The 23,016-nt window shown below is 48.3% G+C and carries 6 protein-coding genes and 1 pseudogene; 2 read left to right on the top strand and 5 right to left on the bottom strand.

Annotated features, from left to right (window positions below):
• Positions 1–11: 11 nt before the first annotated feature.
• Positions 12–146, top strand: a pseudogene (locus IV04_RS25365) (integrase core domain-containing protein); the annotation flags it as partial.
• Positions 147–326: 180 nt separating this feature from the next.
• On the opposite strand, the gene IV04_RS16705 reads toward IV04_RS25365, so the two are convergent.
• The 4 genes from IV04_RS16705 to IV04_RS16695 all read right to left on the bottom strand — a co-directional run bounded on the left by IV04_RS16705 (position 327) and on the right by IV04_RS16695 (position 13,261).
• Entirely contained in the window at positions 327–857 is a 531-nt protein-coding gene (locus IV04_RS16705; protein ID WP_161782103.1) for a LuxR C-terminal-related transcriptional regulator, read from the bottom strand.
• Positions 858–1,205: 348 nt separating this feature from the next.
• Entirely contained in the window at positions 1,206–1,712 is a 507-nt protein-coding gene (locus IV04_RS26175; RefSeq protein ID WP_152562901.1) for a hypothetical protein, read from the bottom strand.
• A 109-nt stretch (positions 1,713–1,821) separates the two neighbouring features.
• Positions 1,822–6,918 (bottom strand): Ig-like domain repeat protein, encoded by a 5,097-nt coding sequence (locus IV04_RS16700; protein ID WP_037398451.1) that lies wholly within the window; start codon positions 6,916–6,918, stop codon positions 1,822–1,824.
• A gap of 793 nt (positions 6,919–7,711) precedes the next feature.
• Entirely contained in the window at positions 7,712–13,261 is a 5,550-nt protein-coding gene (locus IV04_RS16695) for an Ig-like domain-containing protein (protein WP_161782102.1), read from the bottom strand.
• Between the two features lie 930 nt (positions 13,262–14,191).
• Here IV04_RS16695 and IV04_RS16690 point away from each other — a divergent pair.
• A complete protein-coding gene (locus IV04_RS16690) occupies positions 14,192–19,228 on the top strand; it encodes an Ig-like domain-containing protein (protein WP_037398457.1) in 5,037 nt (1,678 codons plus the stop codon).
• Positions 19,229–19,391: 163 nt separating this feature from the next.
• Here the strand turns inward: IV04_RS16690 and IV04_RS16685 are convergent, their stop codons facing one another.
• Positions 19,392–22,835, bottom strand: coding sequence for a hybrid sensor histidine kinase/response regulator (locus IV04_RS16685; RefSeq protein ID WP_161782101.1), 3,444 nt, complete (start codon positions 22,833–22,835; stop codon positions 19,392–19,394).
• Between the last annotated feature and the right edge of the window lie 181 nt (positions 22,836–23,016).

Below are 23,016 nucleotides of genomic sequence, written 5' to 3'. Positions count from 1 at the left end.
TTACAGCCTCGGGGCAACACCTGTTTACATCACTGGATGAATTACAGGACTATGCCACTCAGTGGCAATGGTTTTATAATCACGAAAGACCGAATATGGCGTTAAATGGCTTTACACCAATGCAGCATATTCAACGTATGACCTGATCCTACTTATCACCTCCGTTAAAAGGGGGGGATTACCCACCTATCCTCACTAAAGTCTTGCGAAAACCTTTATAAGTTACATTGCCTTTGTCTATTGACATGGAATGCGACGTTGAAAAATCATCATGGCATCGATTAAAAAAGACCTACTCCATTTATTCGAAGCGTTAGTAATGTAATTTATAGCAAACTGAAAATATCTTTATTTATACTGTCAAAAAGAAGGTTGATATTACCTACTCCAACTTTCACCAATGCACTTCTTTTATGATGAGATATCGTTTTGTCAGACAATTTTTCTTTTCTTGCCAACTTCATAGCAGAATCACCATCAAGCAAACGTGTGATGACCTTTCTTTCCATGTTTGATAATACCGTCCTCTTAATGTCATACTCACTTCTTTTACGAAACATCGCGTTGACACCCATAATCATCTCCACCTTAATGCTATTAAAACCAAATATTGAGCAAAGTTTTGATATGTTTTCATTCTTTGAAATGAACACAACATTGCTGTTCATGTTTTCAAAAAACAACAGTGCTTTCAAATTGGATATCATATCATCAAAGTAAACAATAAACAGGCAAGATTGATTACGATTCCTTTGATTAAAAAGTGAATCAAGTGATAATCTTGAAGCTTCACCTCCAGATAAATCCTTAATCAGGCCGCACACACCCAAATAAAAGTAACTATTACTAGTTACCACAAAATACTCCCTCAACATACCTCCTCCATGAATATTGAAACTTTAACCATTGAAAACTTAATCATGCCCACCATGTTTTATCATGGGGAGCATTACCACTTAGTTTGATATCCTTTACTTATAAAAAATAACAGTATCAATACTGCTATTAACAACTAATACGAGTATTTCACCATGACATGACTGGTGACCGCTTGAACTACATATTTTATACTCATAACATTTCAAGTTGCATATACATTGGCTTTGTTACTCTGACCATCAATGGATTTCATTCATTTGGGGGCATTGCATCGTTAGCTGCTTACAACTCAAAAAAATCAAGAGCACATACTTATATCCGAATAGTCATTTACAAGATAAAACGGCCGCGCGTGAAACGGCATGTTTTTGTTCACGAGTATATTTTAATTCTTGCTCAGCTTCAGGACGTGTTACTGATACAGGCGCTGCACTACCACTATCAGCAACTTTTATAAAATAGGTTTTTCCAGCTTCAAGTTTAACTCGGTAAAGTTCCTCTGTCTTACCACGATATAATGGTGCATCACCCTGATAGGCACCTAATGTATGTTCGCCTGGGGCGAGACAAAAAGTAGAGAAGCCGCCAGGTAATAAAGAAGTATGATAACGCCCATCAATATATACATTAGCACCAGATAATTTTTGCGCCTCATAACCTGTACGATAATAAATCACACGTGTTCTGTCAGACTTACTCGTCGGTAATTCATGATACTGCTCACCGAACACTCTTGATTTAGGTATATTCGATGATTTTTGGCTAAAAGCATGAGGGGTAAACAGCAGTAATAATACCCCTGTCAAAGCAACTTTAATTTTCTTACAATACATTTTAAAAAACTCCTTGGTATTCTTATTTATGCTTACGCACCTTAAAGAAGTGCGTAAGCTATTGATGAATTATCTTGAAGGGGCTGATGCGCAGCCCCACAAGTTAACTTTACGAGAACTGAACGGTAACGCCCTGTTGTACCAGGAGCTCTGCTTCCATCCCGGTGTGGTGGTAAACTTCATAAGAAATACCTGCAGAGACCACTTCCCCGAGGCTTTCCCAATCGCCAACATCCATACCGTTAGGCAACAGATCGTTCAGCATTACCACATCACCTGCATTACCTTTGACCGCCAACTGCACACTTTCGTCGTTGATAAATGCACCACGGAACCCTTGATCTAACACATCACCCAAGGAGAGCTTCAGCGTGTTATTACCAGAGCCAGTAATGTCGATCACCTCGACCGAACTCAGACGCCCTGACCAGGCAGACAAGTCCAACACCTGATCTGCGCCCGTCAGTTTCAGCACATCAACACCGCCGTTACCCTCAATCACCTTGACGTTGTTGAGTACATCGACATCGGCTACCGTGAAAATGTTGTCACGATTCTGACCGTAGATTTCGGACACATCCCCAGTTACAGTCATGTTTACGCCCGGTGCAGAACCACTGGTGGTAGTAAAGTTTGACAAGTTACCCGCCAGATCGACCAGAGCCACACTGGCATTGCTTACCGTTCCAACATCCAGAGTTACCGACCCGGCTGCGATATCCTGCTCTGTCAGAGTATGCTCAAAACGATGAGTGCCACCATCAGCAACAACCGCAATACGCTCACCCACAACAACATTCGCTGGGTCAAACCCAACCAGCAGGTTGGTTCCTTGCAGACTGACTGAAGCAGGCGCTCGCGATGCAACGATGTCGAGAGTTACGGCCTGCGACGTCACATAACCAGGGTTACCAAGCTGATCCACCACACGAGTCTGGATGTTCCAGCTCGCTGCATGCTCGTTCAAGTCCTGAGCGGCCCATTTAGTGCCGTCCACCAGTGCATCAAACCAATTTTTGCCACCGTCGGTAGACACTTGCAGAGTCTGACCCGCCGCCAGTTCTGCACTGAGTTTACCGTACATCAGACGTCCGGCATTACCATTGTCAGACACAAAGTCATTGCCGTCATAACCGGAGTCTTTGCCCATCTGCGAAACTCGTGCAAACTGAGTTGGACCATTACCGGTATAAACAATCAGTTCAAACGGGTCGGAGGCAACACTTTTGCTACCCACACTATTTTCAGCCACTACTGTGAAGCTGTATTCACCATCTTTCAGATCGCTTTGCGGTGTAAAGCTCCAGTCCCCATTCTCATCCGCTTTGGCGCGACCAATTTCGATACCACGGTCATAAACAATCACCGTGACATCCGCCTCACCGCTGCCTGAGATTTCTGGGCGACGATCATCGGTCAAGTCACCAGAAGCTAATTTACCCGTTACTGAGCCTGCATCATCCATCACCGATTCAATAACCGGTGTTTCCGGCAGTTTAACGATAATTCTAGCTGGCCATGCTTCCGAAGCATCGGAGCGATTACCCGCTATGTCAGTTGCTTCTACAGTAAAGCTGTGAGCCCCTTCCGCCAGTTCGTTTTCCGGCGTGAATTCCCAGCTACCATCTTCCTTAGCTGTGGTTTCACCGATCTTGGTACCCTTATCGAAGATCTCAACTTTAGTACCAGCCTCCGCCTGACCTTTCAGAGTCGGTGTCGTATCATCAGTGGTGTCATTAGGCGTAAGAAAGCCTGTCTTTTCGCCCGCGTTGTCATAAATGCTATCGATCGTGGGCGCAACCGGTGGTGTGGTGTCGACAATCACTACCCATGGGTCGGACGGCTTAGACTGATTACCCACCGGGTCTTGGATGATCACGCTAAGCTTGTGCTCGCCTTCGCTCAGATCGGTTTCCGGGGTAAACTCCCATTTGCCATCTTTGTCAACGATGACCTCACCAATCTTGTTACCATTGTCGGTAATAATGATGGTGTCACCCGGTTCGCCCTTGCCGTTCAGGGTTGGCTTGGTGTCATCCGTGGTACCGCCATTGCTGATCGGCCCCGTTACTGTGCCCTGATCGTCGAGGACTTCGCTGATACCCGCCCCGTTGCCGTCAATACCTGGCTGCTCTGGCGCAGTGGTATCGATCACCAGAGCCCATGGTTCGGACAGTTCAGAAGCGTTACCCGCTACGTCGGTTGCACGAATGGTAAAGCTGTGATCCCCTTCTGTCAGCTCGTTTTCCGGCGTGAATTCCCAGCTACCATCTTCCTTAGCCGTGGTTTCACCGATCTTGGTACCGTTATCAAAGATCTCAACCTTCGCACCAGCTTCCGCCTGGCCTTTCAGGGTCGGCGTGGTGTCGTCAGTTGCCGCGCCCGGTTTCAGGTCACCGGTAATGTTACCTGCGTTGTCATAGACACTGCCAATGCTCGGCGTAGCCGGTGGCGTGGTGTCGACAATCACTACCCACGGGTCGGACGGCTTAGACTGATTACCCACCGGGTCTTGGATGATCACGCTGAGCTTGTGCTCACCTTCGCTCAGATCGGTTTCCGGGGTAAACTCCCATTTGCCATCTTTGTCAACGATGACCTCACCAATCTTGTTACCATTGTCGGTAATAATGATGGTGTCACCCGGTTCACCCTTGCCATTCAGGGTTGGCTTGGTGTCATCCGTGGTACCGCCATTGCTGATCGGCCCCGTTACTGTGCCCTGATCGTCAAGGACTTCGCTGATACCCGCCCCGTTGCCATCAATACCTGGCTGCTCTGGCGCAGTGGTATCGATCACCAGTGCCCATGGTTCGGACAGTTCAGAAGCGTTACCCGCTACGTCGGTTGCACGGATGGTAAAGCTGTGATCCCCTTCTGTCAGCTCGTTTTCCGGCGTGAATTCCCAGCTACCATCTTCCTTAGCCGTGGTTTCACCGATCTTGGTACCGTTATCAAAGATCTCAACCTTCGCACCAGCTTCCGCCTGGCCTTTCAGGGTCGGCGTGGTGTCGTCAGTTGCCGCGCCCGGTTTCAGATCACCGGTAATGTTACCTGCGTTGTCATAGACACTGCCAATGCTCGGCGTAGCCGGTGGCGTGGTGTCGACAATCACTACCCATGGGTCGGACGGCTTAGACTGATTACCCACCGGGTCTTGGATGATCACGCTGAGCTTGTGCTCACCTTCGTTCAGGTCGGTTTCCGGGGTAAATTCCCATTTGCCATCTTTGTCAACGATGACCTCACCAATCTTGTTACCATTGTCGGTAATAATGATGGTGTCACCCGGTTCGCCCTTGCCGTTCAGGGTTGGCTTGGTGTCATCCGTGGTACCGCCATTGCTGATCGGCCCCGTTACTGTGCCCTGATCGTCAAGGACCTCGCTGATGCCCGCCCCGTTGCCGTCAATACCTGGCTGCTCTGGCGCAGTGGTATCGATCACCAGTGCCCACGGTTGGGACAGATCAGATACTTTACCAGATGCGTTGGTCGCACGAGCGGTAAAACTGTGTTCACCTTCCGCCAGTTCGCTTTCCGGTGTGAATTCCCAGCTACCATCTTCCTTAGCCGTGGTTTCACCAATCTTGGTACCGTTGTCGAAGATCTCAACCTTCGCGCCCTTTACCGACTGGCCTTTCAGGGTCGGCGTGGTATCGTCAGTCGCACTGCCCGATTGCAATAGTTCACCAGTAATGTTACCCACGTTGTCATAGACGCTGACAATACTCGGTGCTGCTGGAGACATGGTATCGACAACCACCACCCACGGTTCGGATGGCTTAGACTTGTTGCCCGCCAGGTCTTCAATAATCACACTGAACTCATGCTGATCTTCGCTCAGCGCGGTTTCCGGGGTAAACTCCCAGTTGCCATCTTTATCAACGGTGGTTTCACCAATCTTCTCACCGTTATCGTAAAGGGTAACTTTTCTACCCGCTTCCCCCAGGCCTTTCAGGGTTGGCGTATTATCATCCGTGGTGGCACCATTGAGCACTGGCCCCGTTACAGCACCAACGTTATCAATAAGTTCAGTAATCTTAGGCTGAGTTGGTGGCACAGTATCAATGGTAAAAATAAACTTGGCGGAAGACAAACCGACGTTACCGGAGAAATCAGTACCCGCAGCTTTAAATTCGTATTTACCATCCTGCAGTGGAGAAATCGGCGTAAAGCTCCACTCACCACTATTGTTGGCATAAGTTGTGCCTACCAGCGCATTGCCGTTGTAGATGGCAATCAGACAGTTGGCTTCACCTTTTCCCGATAGGGTCGGTGTATTATCATTGGTATAGCCATTTTGGCTAATTGCAGTCGTCGCATCAGTATCACCAGCAACCACGCTGGAAATTGTAGAACGTGAAGGAGCCACCGTATCAACGATCAATACGATGTTAGCCGAGGTTTGATTAGTCTGCGGATCGCGGACGTAGAAAAGCTGACCACCTTCCTGCAATGGCACTGAAGGAATAAATGACCACGCGCCTGTAGCACTGTCAACAGGAGCCAAGCCGATAAGCTCGCCGTTTTGGAAAATTTCCAACTGCGCACCTGGCCGCCCAGTACCTACAAGTTTTGGCTGTTTATCGTCAGTAACACTACCACTTACCAAATTTCCCTGACGGAGACCGACCTGATCAAAAACATTGGTGATGGAAGGTATTGCATTAAATGGTGTATTAGCCTCCAGGCTTGCAGCAAGCAGCGGCTTTTCTTCCGAAAAGGCGGTAACTTCCGGTTGTGCAGGAAAAACATCACTGCTCGGGTTCAGCGACTCGCCCAGTGTTTCGAACGTCTGCAGGGTAGCAGCATGCTGGATCACTTTCAGAGATACCGCTTCTGGCTGTTCCTGCTGTGTACCAAGATAGAAGTTGGTTAACGTTACAGGGCCTTGAAGTGGCATATCTTCAACGGTGAGGTGCTGGCGATATTCGCCATTGTCAGCCAAGCTGAAAATTTTGCCATTCGTCAAGGCAAAATCCTTGATAACGATAGCAGAAGGAGTCTGCGAATCCGCATAAAACTTCAGATGAAGATCGTCATTAACACGTTCTGCTGTAAGGGTTTCATTAATATCAACACCATATTGCTCGGTGACGATATAACTTGCCCCTTCTATCGATTGGATAGGTATATATAGACTCTCAACTTTATCTATAGGATAGAAAGATAAAGTACCTTCATCAGTTAAAAAAGCGAAATTCATTATGTCATTATCCGTAAATAGTATTTAAAGGAAAAGTCAGCTTCACCCCTGCAGGGCAATGCTCGCTTCAATAGAATTTAAAGTTAAGTGTGGGTAAATTTCCATTATTCAGATTTTACCCCCCTGAAAACAACGCATCTGTACTTGACAGACTCCAAGCTTCATGTGCTGCGCTTGCACTTCCCTGCAATTCTAATTGTTTAGATTATAAAGTTCCTTAAGGGTTTTAATCGAAAAGAACGTCGTATGGCACTATCGAAAGAACACTTTTAACTGCACCAGAAAAATCACTAAATAACTTAGAACATGGATAATTAACCAAGTCAGCATACCTGTTATTCTAAGCGTTATCCTAAACCACAATGACTTTTCGGTCTGTCAGGCATGTTCGAATTTAAATTAAACATGATAGGACTAGTATCAATTCTATTTCGTTATTATTCATATATACCTAAATAATTCGAGTTGCTCGCAAGCGAGCAACACTTGTAACATGTCGCGCACTATGTGAACGGAACATCAGAGCTCAACCCAAAACCCAAGCAACTTGAAGTATTCAGTGTCTATAGTGATTTAAAGATAAAGTGGGCTTTAACCTTGTATGGTTAAGCCCACTTTGTTGTTGACCTAATAGGTGCATATCATGTCTTTGGTGATGATGTGGGGCCGATACGCCATGACCCCATCCCCAGGCCCGTATCGCGCACCTCTGCGCTCAACGGTCGGCTAACCAACATCATGCAAACCTGTAACACGAGCAAGCGTAGCTATCTATTCAGGTCTGTTGGAACAATTAGTGGAACTGTACATCAACCCCCTGTTGTATCAGGATTTCAGCTTCCATCCCGGTGTGGTGGTAAACTTCATAAGAAATACCTGCAGAGACCACTTCCCCGAGGTTTTCCCAATCGCCAACATCCATACCGTTAGGCAGCAGATCGTTCAGCATTACCACATCACCTGCATTACCTTTGACTGCCAACTGCACACTTTCGTCGTTGATAAATGCACCACGGAACCCTTGATCTAACACATCACCCAAGGAGAGCTTCAGCGTGTTATTACCAGAGCCAGTGATGTCGATCACCTCGACCGAACTCAGACGCCCTGACCAAGTGGACAAGTCCAATACCTGATCTGCACCCGTCAGTTTCAGCGTATCAACACCGCCGTTACCCTCAATCACCTTGACGTTATTGAGTACGTTGACATCGTCTACAGTGAAAATATTGTCGCGATTCTGACCGTAGATCTCGGACACATCCCCAGTGACGGTCATGTTTACACCCGGTGCAGAACCACTGGTGGTAGTAAAGCCTGACAAGTTACCCGCCAGATCGACCAGAGCCACGCTGGCATTATTTACCGTTCCAACATCCAGAGTTACCGACCCGGCTGCAATATCTTGCGCTGTCAGCGTATGCTCAAAGCGATGGGCCCCACCGTCGGCAACGACTGCAATACGCTCGCCAACAACAACATTAGCAACATTCATCAGGCCAAGCTCAACCCGTAGGTTGGTTCCTTCCAGACTAACAGCCGCAGGCGCCTGCAGCGCAGTAACGTCGAGAGTCACGGCCTGTGACATCACTGCGCCAGTCTTACCGAACTGATCCATAACACGGGTCTGGATGTTCCAGCTCGTTCCATGCTCGTTCAAGTCCTGAGCGGCCCATTTAGTGCCGTCCACCAGCGCATCAAACCAATTCTTGCCACCATCAGTAGACACTTGCAGAGTCTGACCCGCTGCCAGTTCTGCACTCAGCGTACCGTGCATCAGACGCCCTGCATTACCGTTGTCAGACACAAAGTCATTGCCGTCATAACCGGAGTCTTTGCCCATCTGCGAAACTCGTGCAAACTGAGTTGGACCATTACCGGTATAAACAATCAGTTCAAACGGATCAGAGGTAACGCTTTTACTACCCACATCATTTTTAGCCACTGCGGTGAAATTGTATGTACCATCTTGCAGGTCGTTTTCTGGCATAAAGCTCCAGACTCCATCCTTATTCGCCTGGGTGCGGCCAATTTCGACACCACGGTCATAAACAATCACTGTAGCATATGCATCACTGCGGCCTGAGATTTCCGGCTGACGATCGTCAGTCACTGCGCCAGAAACTAATTCACCCGTTACTGAGCCTACATCGTCAATCACAGCCTCTATCACTGGCTTACTCGGTTCCGCGATAGGAGTTGTGCCGATTACCAGTTCCCACGGTTGAGACAGCCCAGAAACGTTGCCCGCGACGTCGGTTGCACGGATGGTAAAGCTGTGATCCCCTTCCGCCAGTTCGTTTTCCGGCGTGAATTCCCAGCTACCATCTTCCTTAGCCGTGGTTTCACCGATCTTGGTACCGTTATCAAAGATCTCAACCTTCGCACCAGCTTCCGCCTGGCCTTTCAGGGTCGGTGTGGTGTCGTCGGTCGTAGCACCTGATTGCAGTTCACCTGTCTTGCTGCCCGCGTCATCATAGATGCTGTCAATGCTCGGCGTAGCCGGTGGCGTGGTGTCGACAATCACTACCCACGGGTCGGACGGCTTAGACTGATTACCCGCAGGGTCCTGGATGATCACGCTGATCTTGTGCTCACCTTCGCTCAGGTCGGTTTCCGGGGTAAATTCCCATTTGCCATCTTTGTCAACGATGACCTCACCAATCTTGTTACCATTGTCGGTAATGATGATGGTGTCACCCGGTTCGCCCTTGCCGTTCAGGGTTGGCTTGGTGTCATCCGTGGTACCGCCATTGCTGATCGGCCCCGTTACTGTGCCCTGATCGTCAAGGACTTCACTGATACCCGCCCCGTTGCCGTCTATGCTCGGCTTGTTTGGCGCGGTGGTGTCAATCACCAATGCCCACGGTTGAGACAGCCCAGAAACGTTACCCGCTACGTCAGTTGCACGAATGGTAAAGCTGTGCTTACCTTCCGCCAGTTCACTTTCCGGTGTGAATTCCCAGCTACCATCTTCCTTAGCCGTGGTTTCACCAATCTTGGTACCCTTGTCGAAGATCTCAACCTTCGCACCAGCTTCCGCCAGGCCTTTCAAGGTCGGCGTGGTATCGTCAGTCTCGGCACCAGGTTGCAGTTCACCAGTCTTACTGCCCACGTCGTCATAGATGCTGCCAATGCTCGGGACAGCCGGTGGTGTGGTATCCACAATCACTACCCACGGGTCAGAAGGCTCAGACTGGTTACCGGCCGGATCTTCGATGACCAGAGTGATATCATGTTTACCCTCAGTCAATGACGGAGGTGTGAACGTCCAATTACCGTCAGTTTTAACCTCAACGCTGCCCAACAATACACCTTTGTCAAAGATGTGGATGGTATCTCCCGGCTCACCTTTACCGTTAAAGGTCGGGGTCGTGTCATCCGTCGTACCGCCATTAGCGATTGGCCCCTGCACAGAACCCACATCGTCGATAACGGTGCCAATCCCTGTTTCCCCGTCGTTACCAGGTTTACTTGGCTTGGTGACATCGATATTAAAATCAAATACCGGAGTCGCCGTACTCTCACCAGCACCAGCAGTGATCACTGTCGCTGTGATTGCATGGTTGCCTTCCGCCATAGGGGTTTGTGGCGTAAAGCTCCAATTACCAGAAGCATCACTGGTTACTGAACCCAGCTCAACACCTTTGTCGTAGATTACAACGGTTGAGTCAGGCAGCGCGCGGCCGCTAAAGGTAGGAGTGGCGTCATCTGTCACTCCGTTCATAGCGATTGGGCCTTGCTTAACCCCAAAGTCGTCCTGAACTGAGTCAATAGACACTTCAACCAGTCGAGTATCAACGTTAAACGTAATAGCTTCACTGACTTCACTCTCGTTTCCAGCTCGGTCAATAACCTGAGCAGTCAGACTATGCTCACCATCAGTTAACGCCGTATCTGGGGTAAAGTGCCAATCACCTTTGCTATCAGTGACAACTCGCCCGATTTCTTTACCTTGGTCAAAAATGACCACTGTTGAACCAACTTCAGCCTTGCCACTAAAGGTAGGTTGCGCGTCATCGGTAACAGTGCCGTTAGTAATCGCACCTTGGATCTTGCCCACATCATCCATTAACTCACCAGATTCGATCGGCGCTGGCGCGGTTGTATCGATGACAACGATATAATCACCGGTTTGCGGACTGATATTACCGTCTTTATCTTTTGCAATAGCCGATAATTTATTTTCACCCTCAGGCAGATCACTTTCTGGTGTGAAACGCCATTGCCCTTCAGCATCAGTGGCCACACTGCCTAACAACTCACCATTGTTATAGATGCTAACAGTTGTACCTGGCTCTGAAGTACCGACCAAGGTAGGGCGAGTATCATCAGTCACCGCATCCTTCTGTAATGGTCCCTGGATACTACCAACATCATCAAGTACGGCGACAATAGCCGGAGCGCTAGGGGCATTTGGGGTAATCAGTGAGAAATCGAAAGCCGATGAAGGCTCGCTCACATTCCCTACAGCATCGACAGCTTTCACCGTGATCGCATGATTACCCAGCTCGAGCACTGAATCTGGTTTGAAACTCCAGTTACCCGCCTCATCAGTAGTGGTTTCGCCGATCTTGGTACCATTGTCATAGATCTCAACCTTAGAACCGGCTTCAGCTTTACCACCGATCACTGGACGGCTGTCATCAATGACCTCACCCGGTTGAATCGCACCAGTTTTGCTGCCTGCATTGTCGTAGACGCTACCAATGCTTGGTGCAGTAGGCGGCGTAGAGTCCACAATCACTACCCACGGTTCGGACAGCTCGGAAGCGTTACCCGCTGCGTCGGTTGCACGGGTGGTAAAGCTGTGCTCACCTTCCGCCAATTCGCTTTTCGGCGTAAATTCCCATTTACCATCAGCACCTGCAGTGGTTTCACCAATCTTGGTGCCCTTGTCGAAGATCTCAACATTAGTACCGGCTTCCGCCTGGCCTTTCAAGGTTGGCGTGGTGTCGTCAGTCGCTGCACCCGGCTGCAATTCACCGGTTTGGTTGCCCGCGTCGTCATAGACGCTGCCAATGCTCGGCGCAGCCGGTGGTGTGGTATCCACAATCACTACCCAAGGATCAGACGGCTCAGACTTGTTACCCGCTAGATCTTCGATGATCACACGGATCTCATGCTCGCCTTCATCCAGTTTATTTTCCGGCGTAAACTCCCAATTGCCATTTTCGTCAACCGTGGTTTCACCGATCTTGTTGCCATTATCGGTAATGATAATGGTGTCACCTGGTTCGCCCTTACCGCTCAGAGTTGGTTGGGTGTCATCTGTGGCACCGCCATTAGTGATTGGCCCCTGTACTGCACCCTGGTCGTCAATGATTTCACCGATGCCCGGTCCATTGCCATCAATGCTCGGCTTGTTTGGCGCGGTGGTGTCGATCAGCACTTCCCACGGTTGCGAGAACACAGATATGTTGCCCGCTGCGTCGTACGCACGGCTGGTAAAGCTGTGCTTACCTTCAGCCAGCTCGTTTTTCGGCGTAAATACCCAGTTACCCTCTGTGTCGGCAGTGGTTTCACCAATCTTTTTACCGTTATCGTAAATCTCAATCTTCGCACCTGCTTCGGCCTTACCGGTCAAAGTCGGCTGCGTGTCGTCGGTAGTAGCACCAGACTTCAGAGCACCAGTTTCGCTACCAACATCATCTAAAATGCTTACAATGGTTGGTGCTGCAGGTGCCAGTGTGTCAACAACAAATTCGAATGCGTCCGATGGGGTGCTTGTTTTACCGTTAGCGTTCTGTTCAACCAGAGTGATGCTGTGAGAACCCTCATCCAATGATTCACCTGGTGTAAATGACCAACGGCCATCTTGGCCCACCGTTGTCTCACCCAGTTTCTTGCCATTATCGTAAAAGATAATGGTGTTTCCAGGCGTGCCATTGCTACCTGAAAAGGTTGGGGTATTATCATCAGTCTCAGAACCGGCAGTAATGATTCCTTGCAGAGCCCCTTTATTATCAATAACCTGGTTCAGAGTTGGGAGAACGACATCTGGCACGACTGGCTGCTCTTCATGATTACCGCCGCCGCTGTGCTTGCCTGGTCTACCCTGGCTCACCATCGCACCAATCGCACCCAATCCGAGTGCCAATATACCAAGAGCTCCCAATATGGAGTGACTCTCGCTGCTAGACAGTGCCTCGCCGCCCAGAACCAGCGGTGAACTTTCACCATCGAGCAAAATCGCTGCAATGGCATTATCATCATCACCATTGGAAGAGATATATGGATAGTAAGCACCGTCTTCAGCCATACCGATAAGCTGCGCATCATTCAGGAAAAAATCCTCAATAATGACAGTTGGCTGCTCGAGTGAATCCCCTTCAAGGCTCACATGCAGGTCTTTACCTACGCGTTTAACCGTAATGTTTTCAGGGGCGAGACCCGTTTCTTTATCAACTAAGATAAATTTACCATTTGCAATAGCTTTTATCTTTTGAGGTAAACCCGCATTTTTGGCATGTAGAGAGATTTCTTGCTTTACTTCTTTTCCATCAACCAATACGAGTTTTGTTGGCCGAGTTACCATATATTCTTCCTAATTAATTTCAATTTTCTAACAATACAACCGTTACATAAACGTCTTTAATAAAGAGGAAATGTAACAATCCTGATGGTGTCTATAATGATTCATGGGAGGCTGTTGCAGTTTATCTGAAGCATGCCTATTTCCCCTGGAAAGCATATTGAACAGATTTATGATGAAAGAGTCTTTCTGATTGGTATGAATTCTTGGATTTTGTGAGCAGTCATGTACGAAAGAGTTGAAAAAACATTGAATAGAATAATAAAAACAATCTGATACGTTCAGATTGCCACATTCTGCAGGTAAGAAAAATCAAACAATAACCCTATAAAAACTGGGTAAAAATTCGTAGAAAGCACTTAATAAGTTAAGATAACTCATACACTCTTTTGCTCAAGGGATATAACAACTTCAAACAGTACCAACCAAGAGTTGTACTCCAACACTGCATACGCTGCACCAATTTCATCGAATCTTCAAGTGTCTGGGGATTTCGGGGCTGAATTTCGAACTGGTCAGGTATTTATTTCTGTTTTCTGCCCTTATTCTATCTCTCGCGTTAATTCGCGACATTTTCTAAGTAACTACGGCATAAACACATGCTTGGGAAGACCAAAATCTTTACTTGGTATTAATGCTGGCAGTTGTACTACCGCTGAAAATAGCTGATAGAGCAACTCATGGTTTGTGCTTGTTTTCTTAGAACTCCCTCATTAATTACCTGATGATTTAATTTAAATGAAAAATATTACTGATAGCTCAATCCGTTTCTCAGTCATCACTGAAGGAGAACTAATACAAACCGGTTATCTGGACGCAGCTCTGAGCACGTCTACACAATATATCCCGTACATTCCGGGTAATATTTATGTGCTGCAAGAAGTTGATGCTGCATCGATTGCAGATGTATTAGTTGCCGAACGTTCAGGTGAAGATCTGATTGTCACTTTAAAAAACCAGGAAACCAGCCAACCACATCTGGTTATCGAAAACTTTTTCACCCACAACGGTCAACTGCACCAGATTACACAAAACGGCGAGTTTGTTCTCAGCCTGTCAGCTCAGGATAACCCTCAGCAGGGGCAAGTCACATTTGACGCCCAATCATTAGGCCACGTCGAACAGCAACCACAGCAAATGGTGCTGAGCATGTTGCATGAAGTCTCTGCTACAGAGAGCAATAACGTGTCAGCTGAGAGTATCGAGGCAGCTCCGGCCATGGCTATGATGCAGATGGCCGCTGTGACGCAGGACGTGACGCCTGTCATCACGCGCGCCATTGACCAGTTGGGTGCGCGCCAAGGTGCGTTGAAATCAGGTAACGTCACTGATGACCAATGGTCAGTATTAGAAGGTAACGGCACTCCCGGCGCCACATTAGAGATCTTTGATAATGGACGGGTGATCGGCGAAGTCCTCGTGGATAACACCGGACAGTGGAGCTTTGAGCCTCAAGAGAAATACAGTGAAAGTGGGCACGTATTGGTGGCTCGCGACAAAACCAGTGGCGTGTCATCTGACACTTTCTCGTTGATCATCGACTCTGTTGCCCCGTCACGGGCCGTGATCGACAGCATCGGCAACGACAGTACGACGATCGCCAAAAATGGTTACACCAATAACAATCAGCCATTGATTAAAGGCCATGCTGAAGCTTTCAGCGTGGTGGGTATCTATAATGGCAAAAACATGATCGGGACCGCTCTTGCAGACGCGACGGGTGCCTGGGAGTTCTCCCCAGCATTCCGCCTCCCAGATGACTCATACACGATCAGCGCCAAGGCCGTCGATTTTGCCGGTAACTCTGGGTTAGGGTCACTCAACTACGTTATAACCATCGACACGATTCCACCAGCAGTGCCAACCATTCTGGAGGCGTCTGACAACTTTGGTGTACAGCAGGGTCCTCTGGCTTCCGGTGACTTGACGGATGACCGCACCCCTCAGCTGTCCGGCAAAGCAGAAGCAAACGTGACGGTATTTATCTATGACAAAGGTAATCTGCTGGGCACGACCAAGGCAGATGGCAAGGGTGACTGGTCTTTCGAACCAACAACACTTTCGGACGGCGAGCACCGTTTCACCGCTTCGGCCCGTGATCTGGCAGGTAACACCAGCCAGGGTGAGAGCGATACCTTTACGCTGATTCTGGGTGAAGACCGCACCACCACTCCAACTATCGACAGCATAACTGACAACGCAGGCAGCGTTACGGGTCTGCTGGAGCATGGTGCCCATACCGATGATACAACCCCGACTTTGCGTGGCACAGCGCAAGCGGGTAACACGGTAAAAATCTTCGATAATGGCATCCTGATCGCTGAAACCATTGCTAATGGTGCGAACAAATGGAGCTATGAAGCCAAAGATTTGACCGAAGGCAAGCATGTTTTCGAAGTGCAGGCGTTTGATACCATTCATTCACCAAGCAAACTTTCGGCTGCATTCGATATAGTGCTAGATCTGACACCACCTGATGCCACAAACCTGCGCATTATCGGGTTTTACGATGATGTAGGCTCAAACACCGGTTACATTAGTCAGGGGGGGCGTACCGATGACCGCAACCCAACAATCAGTGGTACAGGCCCTGCAGGTGAAGACGTAATCATTTATGTTACTGACAGTAAAGGGCAACGAGAAATCGGCCGGGCGCATGTCGAAGACAATGGCTTCTGGAAGTTGGATGTCACTAGCACATTAAACTACGGCAAACAAACTTTTACGGTTGTTGCTGTGGATGATGCAGGTAATGCGACAAAACCGAGTGCCGGTTACGGTGTGACGATAACCACTAATGATAGCGTCGGTGGGTTTGATCTTATCGGTTCGTTGAACCAAACATCAGGTGGACCGATCAATACAACTGTAATAGGCCATCAGAATAACCCGCAAGTCACCAAATTGGCTAACGGCAATCTGGTCGTCGTCTGGCAAGGGGTGAATGTAGGATATGATGTTTACCTACAAGTATTAGATCCTACAGGGACCAAGAAAATTGGTTCTGAACAAATGGTTAACCAACGTATCGCCAGTAACCAAGACAGCCCACAGGTCATCGCCTTGGTAGACGGTGGTTTCGTGGTGGTATATGAGTCCTACCATACTGCGCCCGATAGTAATCTTGATGGTGTTATGGCTCGCCAATATGATGCCAATGGTGTTCCGAAGGGCAGTGAGTTCTTGGTTAACACCACTACAGCAGGAGCCCAACGTGAACCCGGTGGCCTAGCTTTAACAGACGGCGGTTATATTCTCTCTTGGTACAGTGCGCAAGATAAAGAATCAATTGTGCAACAGCGTTATGATGAGCATAGCAATCGTGTTGGCACCGAAACAGTCATTAAAGCCGGCGGCGCAAACTCCGTTTATGGTGGCCCAGAGTTGGCATTATTAGGCGACTCTGGATGGTATGCTACTGTATGGGCGGGGACTGATAGTTACGCTACCGGTATTCAAGGTAAGCTGCAAAAGCTGGATGGTTCAGCAAGCGTCGATTTAAAGATTAACACTGCTGAAAAAGGTTATCAGAACTATCCCGACATCATTAGCCTGAAAGATGGTAGTTTCGTTGTATTCTGGGATAGCACCCATGCTGATGGCCAAGGTGATATCGTCGTCGCTCACTATCGTTTCGATCCTGAAACGGGTTCAGCGACAAAACTGGATGGTGGCGACTTTATCGCTAATGAATATCGCGCTAACAAACAGTACAAACCTGTAGGTGTGCCACTGGATGATGGCGGCTACATGCTGATTTGGGGCTCAGAGACCGGTGATGGATACGGTTCCGGTATCTTTGCACAACGTTTTGATGCCAATAGCCATAAAATTGGTCATGAATTCCTCGTTAATCCAACAACCTGGGGTAACCAAGGTTCTGGTTGGGATAACCTTGACCTGACACATATCCTTGATGCTACGCTCACGAAAGACGGTAATATTTTTGTCACCTTCCACAGTGAAGTGATCGATCGTGATGGATATGGTATTGAAGGTGTCACCATTGATCTTGATGCTGGCTTCTATTCAGAGTTTCAAGTCAATAGCGTTACTACTGCCAACCAGAAGGATCCACAGACTACTGCCTTGTCTGATGGCAGATTTGTTACCATGTGGGTATCTGGAGATGCAGGCAACTGGGATATTAAGTCACAACTGTTTGACGATACTGGGATGCCAATCGGTCCAGAAGTATTGGTTAGCAGTGCGTTCTCTAAGTACACCCAATATCAGCCTGAATTGACTACCCTGAGCGACGGCACTTTTGTTGCCGTATGGAGAAGTAACGAACCAGGCCAGATTAATCTCCGCATGGCTCGTTTTGACTATGCGTATGATGAAAATGGCCAGGTGATTGGGACTAGACAGATAGGTGAAGAGCAGATCGTCAATGCCGCATCAAATGCCAATGACATGTATAACCCGTCCGTTATTGCATTAGACGATGGTGGATATTTGATTACATGGCAAAAAGGTGTTGATGGCTGGCAAGGCATGTCACGCCAGTATAATTCCGAAGGCAAGCCAGTTACCGGAGAAATGGTCATCGGTACTGGTAGAATGGAGCAAGTAGCGTTTGCTCTAGAAGGTACTACGTTGCACGATGGTAAAGTTGCGCTCACCTACTCCAATTACGGTAATGGATACGATGTTCGTGTGCAGATATACGATCCTGTAACTCACACTTACGGACCTGCGTTCATTGCTAATGAGACCGTAGCTGGCATTCAAGCAGAATCCAGCATAACGACATTAGCAAACGGGAATTTTGTTGTATCGTGGAGGAGCAGTGACAATAGCGGCTTTGACCAGTCTGGTTATGGTGTATATGCTCGGATTTTCTCTCCAGAAGGACAGAGCCTGAGCGGCGAGTTCTTGCTGAACGGCAATACAACGAGCGAGCAAATTGCCCCCGTAGTCAAAGCAAACCCTAACGGTGGCTTCGTGGCTGTTTACCAATCGGCAATCGACCCTGTGCCAGGGGCAGGTACCTATGGTATCTACCTGCAAGCGTTTGATGAAAATGGTAATCGTATCGGTCAAGAGATGCGAGTTAACCAGATTACAGCAGGGACACAACAGGAACCAGACGTCACCTTCTTATCTGATGGACGTCTGTATGTGACCTGGACCGACGCTGGGGTAGGCGAGGGTAGCGGCTCTTCCATTAAAGGTCGTCTGATTGACTTGGATACAACCTTGAATGATGCGCTGGTTACAACAAGAGATACCAACATAGTGTCACCACCTTCAGAATCAAACACCACTGGATCTGACAGCCTGTGGATGTTGCTCGACGATGGTTCAGCCTCTGGCCTGTATCTGAGCGGTGAATCATTGTCGGCTGTACAAGGCGGTAGTGGCAATGACCTTATTGGTGTTAAAAATACGTCATTCACTTCCATCGATGGTGGCGACGGTATCGATACCCTGTTGTTGGACGGTAAAAACATGGCGCTGGATCTTGACGCGCTGGTAGGTTGTATCACCGGGATCGAGAAGATCGATCTTGGCCAGGGTTCTGCCAACAGCATGAGCTTAAGTGCTTCCGCACTCGAAGGGCTTGGGCAGACCGATATGGTTATGGCCGACGGCAAGAACCAGTTGGTGATCAACGGTGACGAGTCGAACGCTCTGAAGCTTCTGGATACGCAGTCCGAGTCGTGGATGGCAGCCGGTGATGCTGAAATTGGTGGCGTGATTTACCACACCTACGTTGCTGGTGCAACAGAATTGCTGGTAGAACAGAATATCCACGTAACCGTAATGTAAACGGCAAGAGTTACCTGATACAGGTAACTCTTTAGATTGATGACAAAGTCCTGGTCGTAAGGCCAGGACTTTGCTCTATAAGGTCAGAGCAAAAAATGGACTAACTGCCATTTTACTTATACAAACCCAGCACGTTACCGCTCACTCGCCTGCCCTCTACTCTTTATTGGCGCTCAGATAAGATAGCCAGCAATTCATTGCCTAACCTCACAATTTCTTCACTGATTTTCTCCTCATGACTGGATACTGCCAGCGTGATAATGCGGGTAACCAAAGATTCAGCACTGACCGGCATTGCCAATACTATTTTCTCTAATGCCTCACAGAATGAGGCTAGTAACATCTGGGCAGGCCCACTCCCCGAATTTTTGATCAGAACTTCCAAGGCTGTAGCCTGTTCAATCAGTTCTTGCATGTCAAAAACACCAAATGCACCATTCAGGAAATGCAGTTCATGCAAAATGGCAGGAGTATCCTGTGTCTTGCTCGCTTCTCTCAGCACCACGAGCGAATTGGCGCAGGTTTGCTGGAAAAGCAGCTGAATATTCCCCGGTAGCGCATTACCATCCAGCAACCCAGATTGTTGAGTATCGACCTCGGGTTTCTTTTTCGCCTCGAGATAAATAGCTTCCAGGCCACACACAACCAGTAGCATCTCTTTCAATTCTTTCAATAACAATGGTTTGGTGAGGACCCATGCCATACCAGCCGCCTGGCAATCGGCGTATTCCTGCTGGGTCGCGCTTGCCGTTACCGCCACCACTGGTATGGTTGGCCATTCCTCTCGTACTCGCCGCGCCAGCGTATAGCCGTCCATCCCCGGCATAGATAAATCTGTCAGAAGAATATCAAACCGTTCTTGCTGCAACTGGCCCAGCGCCTGTCCCCCCTCTTCAACCAGACACACGGTGCAGCCCAACAGCCGCAGTTGTTCCGCAATCAGATGCCGGTTTACAGGGTTATCTTCTGCGACCAGCACATGCAGCGCCTGCGGCAAAACCTGTTCCCCCTGTTCACGTATCGGCAGATCCTGTCCCTGCAGGCTATGCCGCAAAGCACAGGCCAATCCTTTTAGTCCATACACCGACGTACTCAACACCCGCCCGGTCGCGACGGGTATCTGCGGCCCTTCATTGCTGCAATCAATCACCCAGATAGCCTCTTCAACCAAGCGATTTTCATCATTGTGATGCCAAGTGCTCCTATCCCCCCAAAGTATCAACGTTTCCAAGGTGCTTAACGCCAAATCATCAATCTGAGCAGGGTGTTGATAGCTCTGTACTTCCAGCCCCCACGCCGTCAATACCCTGGTTAGATATGACCGACACTCTGGCATTATTGCCAATACGCTGACTTGCTGCCCGCTAAATAATGGGCGATCAGGCTGCGTTTCAGCCTGAGATAAAGGTAACGACAGTTGGAAAACGCTCCCTTTACCCAACTCACTGGTGGCGGACAAATTCCCGCCCATGGCCTCCGCCAGTCGCTTAGACAGTGCCAACCCCAGCCCACTACCACCGTAGCGCCGATTAATGCTCTCATCAGCCTGCTTGAAGGCATTGAACATCTGTTGTTGCTGTAACGCTGACATGCCAATACCGGTATCTTCCACCTCGACCAGAATGAGGGAGGTAGGCATATCTACGTTAATACGCAGTATGACTTGCCCCTTCTCGGTAAATTTCAGCGCATTCGATAACAGATTGTTGATCACCTGTCTCATACAGGTCGGATCGCCCAACAGCGGCAACGTGCTGGTTTCCCCTAACTCACCCCGCAACGTAAGCCCCTTTGCCTGTGCTATCGGGGAAAAGATATCTAGAACCTGAGCTACCACCTCAAGAATATCAAACTCGATATGCTCCAAGTGCATCTCACCGGCCTCAATCTTGGTAAAATCCAGTACATCATTGATAGTGGACAGTAGGCTGTCTGAAGCATGGCGGATCACATCAAGGCGATCGCTCTGTTCGTCCAATGGCAAATGAGATAACAGTTCAAGGTTGCCAAGAATGGCATTAAGAGGAGTACGGATCTCATGGCTCATCACCGCCAGGAAGGAAGATTTGGCTGCATTGGCTTTGTCAGCAGACTCCTTGGCGGCAATCAGATACTGTTCCAACTGTTTTTTATCGGTGATATCCACAAAGGCCACTACCAGAACATCTTCTCCTCGGTAACGACCCAAAGCCATGCTGACAGACAGGTTGACCTGCTGCCCGTCATGCGTATCGAAGGTGATTTCCCGACGCACAAGCACTTCTTGATAGACACTCTGTTGTTGGTGAAAACACTCAACCAACGCAGCAGGCAGGCTGGTGTAACCGTTTTGAAACCGCTCCTGCATTTGCACCATAACCTGGCTGCGTAGTAAAAGAGTGCCATTTCCTAACGCCAGCAACCCTAATCCGACAGGAGCAGTCTCAATAAAAGTGCGATTAAGCTGCTCACTTTCAAAAATCCGCTCAGACTGTTGCATTGCTGGCATCAAAACGCGTCGCTTCACTAACAGTAATAAAATCCAAGTCACCAAGATAGTAATGCTGCCAAAAACAACAGGGACAAGGAGTTGCAGCCTGATATCAGCAATAATCTGCCGCAACGAGAGAGCGTAAATCATTGTCCAGCCGTTCCGGCTAGGCCCTAAGCTATAAATAAATTGACCATCTTGATAATAACTTCGGTGAGACTTACCCAACCCTTCTTTTTGCACTAGTTGGGCCAATTTAAGCAGTCTCCCCTCGGAAAGGTTGTTGTAGGGCAGCATTATCCGTCCGCTTTGATCTAAGATCAGGCTATCGCCACCAAAACTGGACGGAGGCAATGTATCTGCAAATCTCTCAATAGGCACCTCAAATACCAATGTACCAAACTTTTCAGTATTGGATTTCCACATGATAGAGACCACCCGGAATACGGGCCTATGGTTCAACAGGCTTACAGAAGGAGGCAACCAATGTAAAATTGGCTGTGGCGGACGACTTAATTCGTCGAAGGGCGCAATGCCTTGATCTATCTCATGGCTTAACTGTTCCAGCAAGACAGAACGCGGTTGGGACAATACATGATGTGCAATAGTCGGTTCCCAAGGAACTGCGGTGAATAGAAAGAATCTTTTATCCGTGCTGTAAATATAAGCATTGAACTCCCCACTCTTGTGCCCTCTAGCAGCAGAAGCCTGTTGAGAAATATTTTGCGCCACAGAGATATAAAACCAGGGTTCATCCACACTTGTTAAAGGTTGAGTCCCCATAACCAGAATCGGCTGTTCGTCGAAGGATTTATAAAAAAGCAAACTGTCGTCATTCGCCTTAAATTGCAAAAGAGTGTCCTGACTTACAGGACGGATCGTATTCAACGACCTTACGACATCATGCCTATTAACGCTGGCCCTAGCCGTCGAACGTACTATTTGATTTGATAATTTATTGTTATTTAAGGATGTTTCAACTTGAACCTTAGCCAGATATCCACGGACACTCGCCCAAATCTCCAATCCACTGGCGAACAAGATGAGCAAAGTAATCACTATGCCGCCACCGTTTATCAACAGATAGTGATGGCGACGTAAGCGCCCCAATACTTCATCTTTATGAAAATTACTCATAGGCAGGAGGCTCTCAAAATTTTTCCAATATCTCATCGCATTACATCAATGTGACTGATAAAACCCCCGTTCATACAGGGGCGACCTGAAGCATGAGGAATAAAATAACTAAATCGGTCAAAATGAGTATGGTGCAGTATCAGAGAATTGTCAGTGACACCTCTTTGCTAATTTCTTTTCC

Origin of the sequence: Serratia sp. Ag1 (assembly GCF_000743355.1) — a bacterium.
GTDB lineage: Bacteria > Pseudomonadota > Gammaproteobacteria > Enterobacterales > Enterobacteriaceae > Chania.
The sequence above is the reverse complement of the archived record's forward strand: the minus strand, read 5'-3'. Positions and strand labels throughout refer to the sequence as shown.

Bases quoted from the DNA above. Each gene is read 5' to 3' on its own strand.
- IV04_RS26175 (WP_152562901.1), bottom strand. From the start codon at position 1,712: ATGTATTGTAAGAAAATTAAAGTTGCTTTGACAGGGGTATTATTACTG.
- IV04_RS16700 (WP_037398451.1), bottom strand. From the start codon at position 6,918: ATGAATTTCGCTTTTTTAACTGATGAAGGTACTTTATCTTTCTATCCT.
- IV04_RS16690 (WP_037398457.1), top strand. From the start codon at position 14,192: ATGAAAAATATTACTGATAGCTCAATCCGTTTCTCAGTCATCACTGAA.
- IV04_RS16685 (WP_161782101.1), bottom strand. From the start codon at position 22,835: ATGAGTAATTTTCATAAAGATGAAGTATTGGGGCGCTTACGTCGCCAT.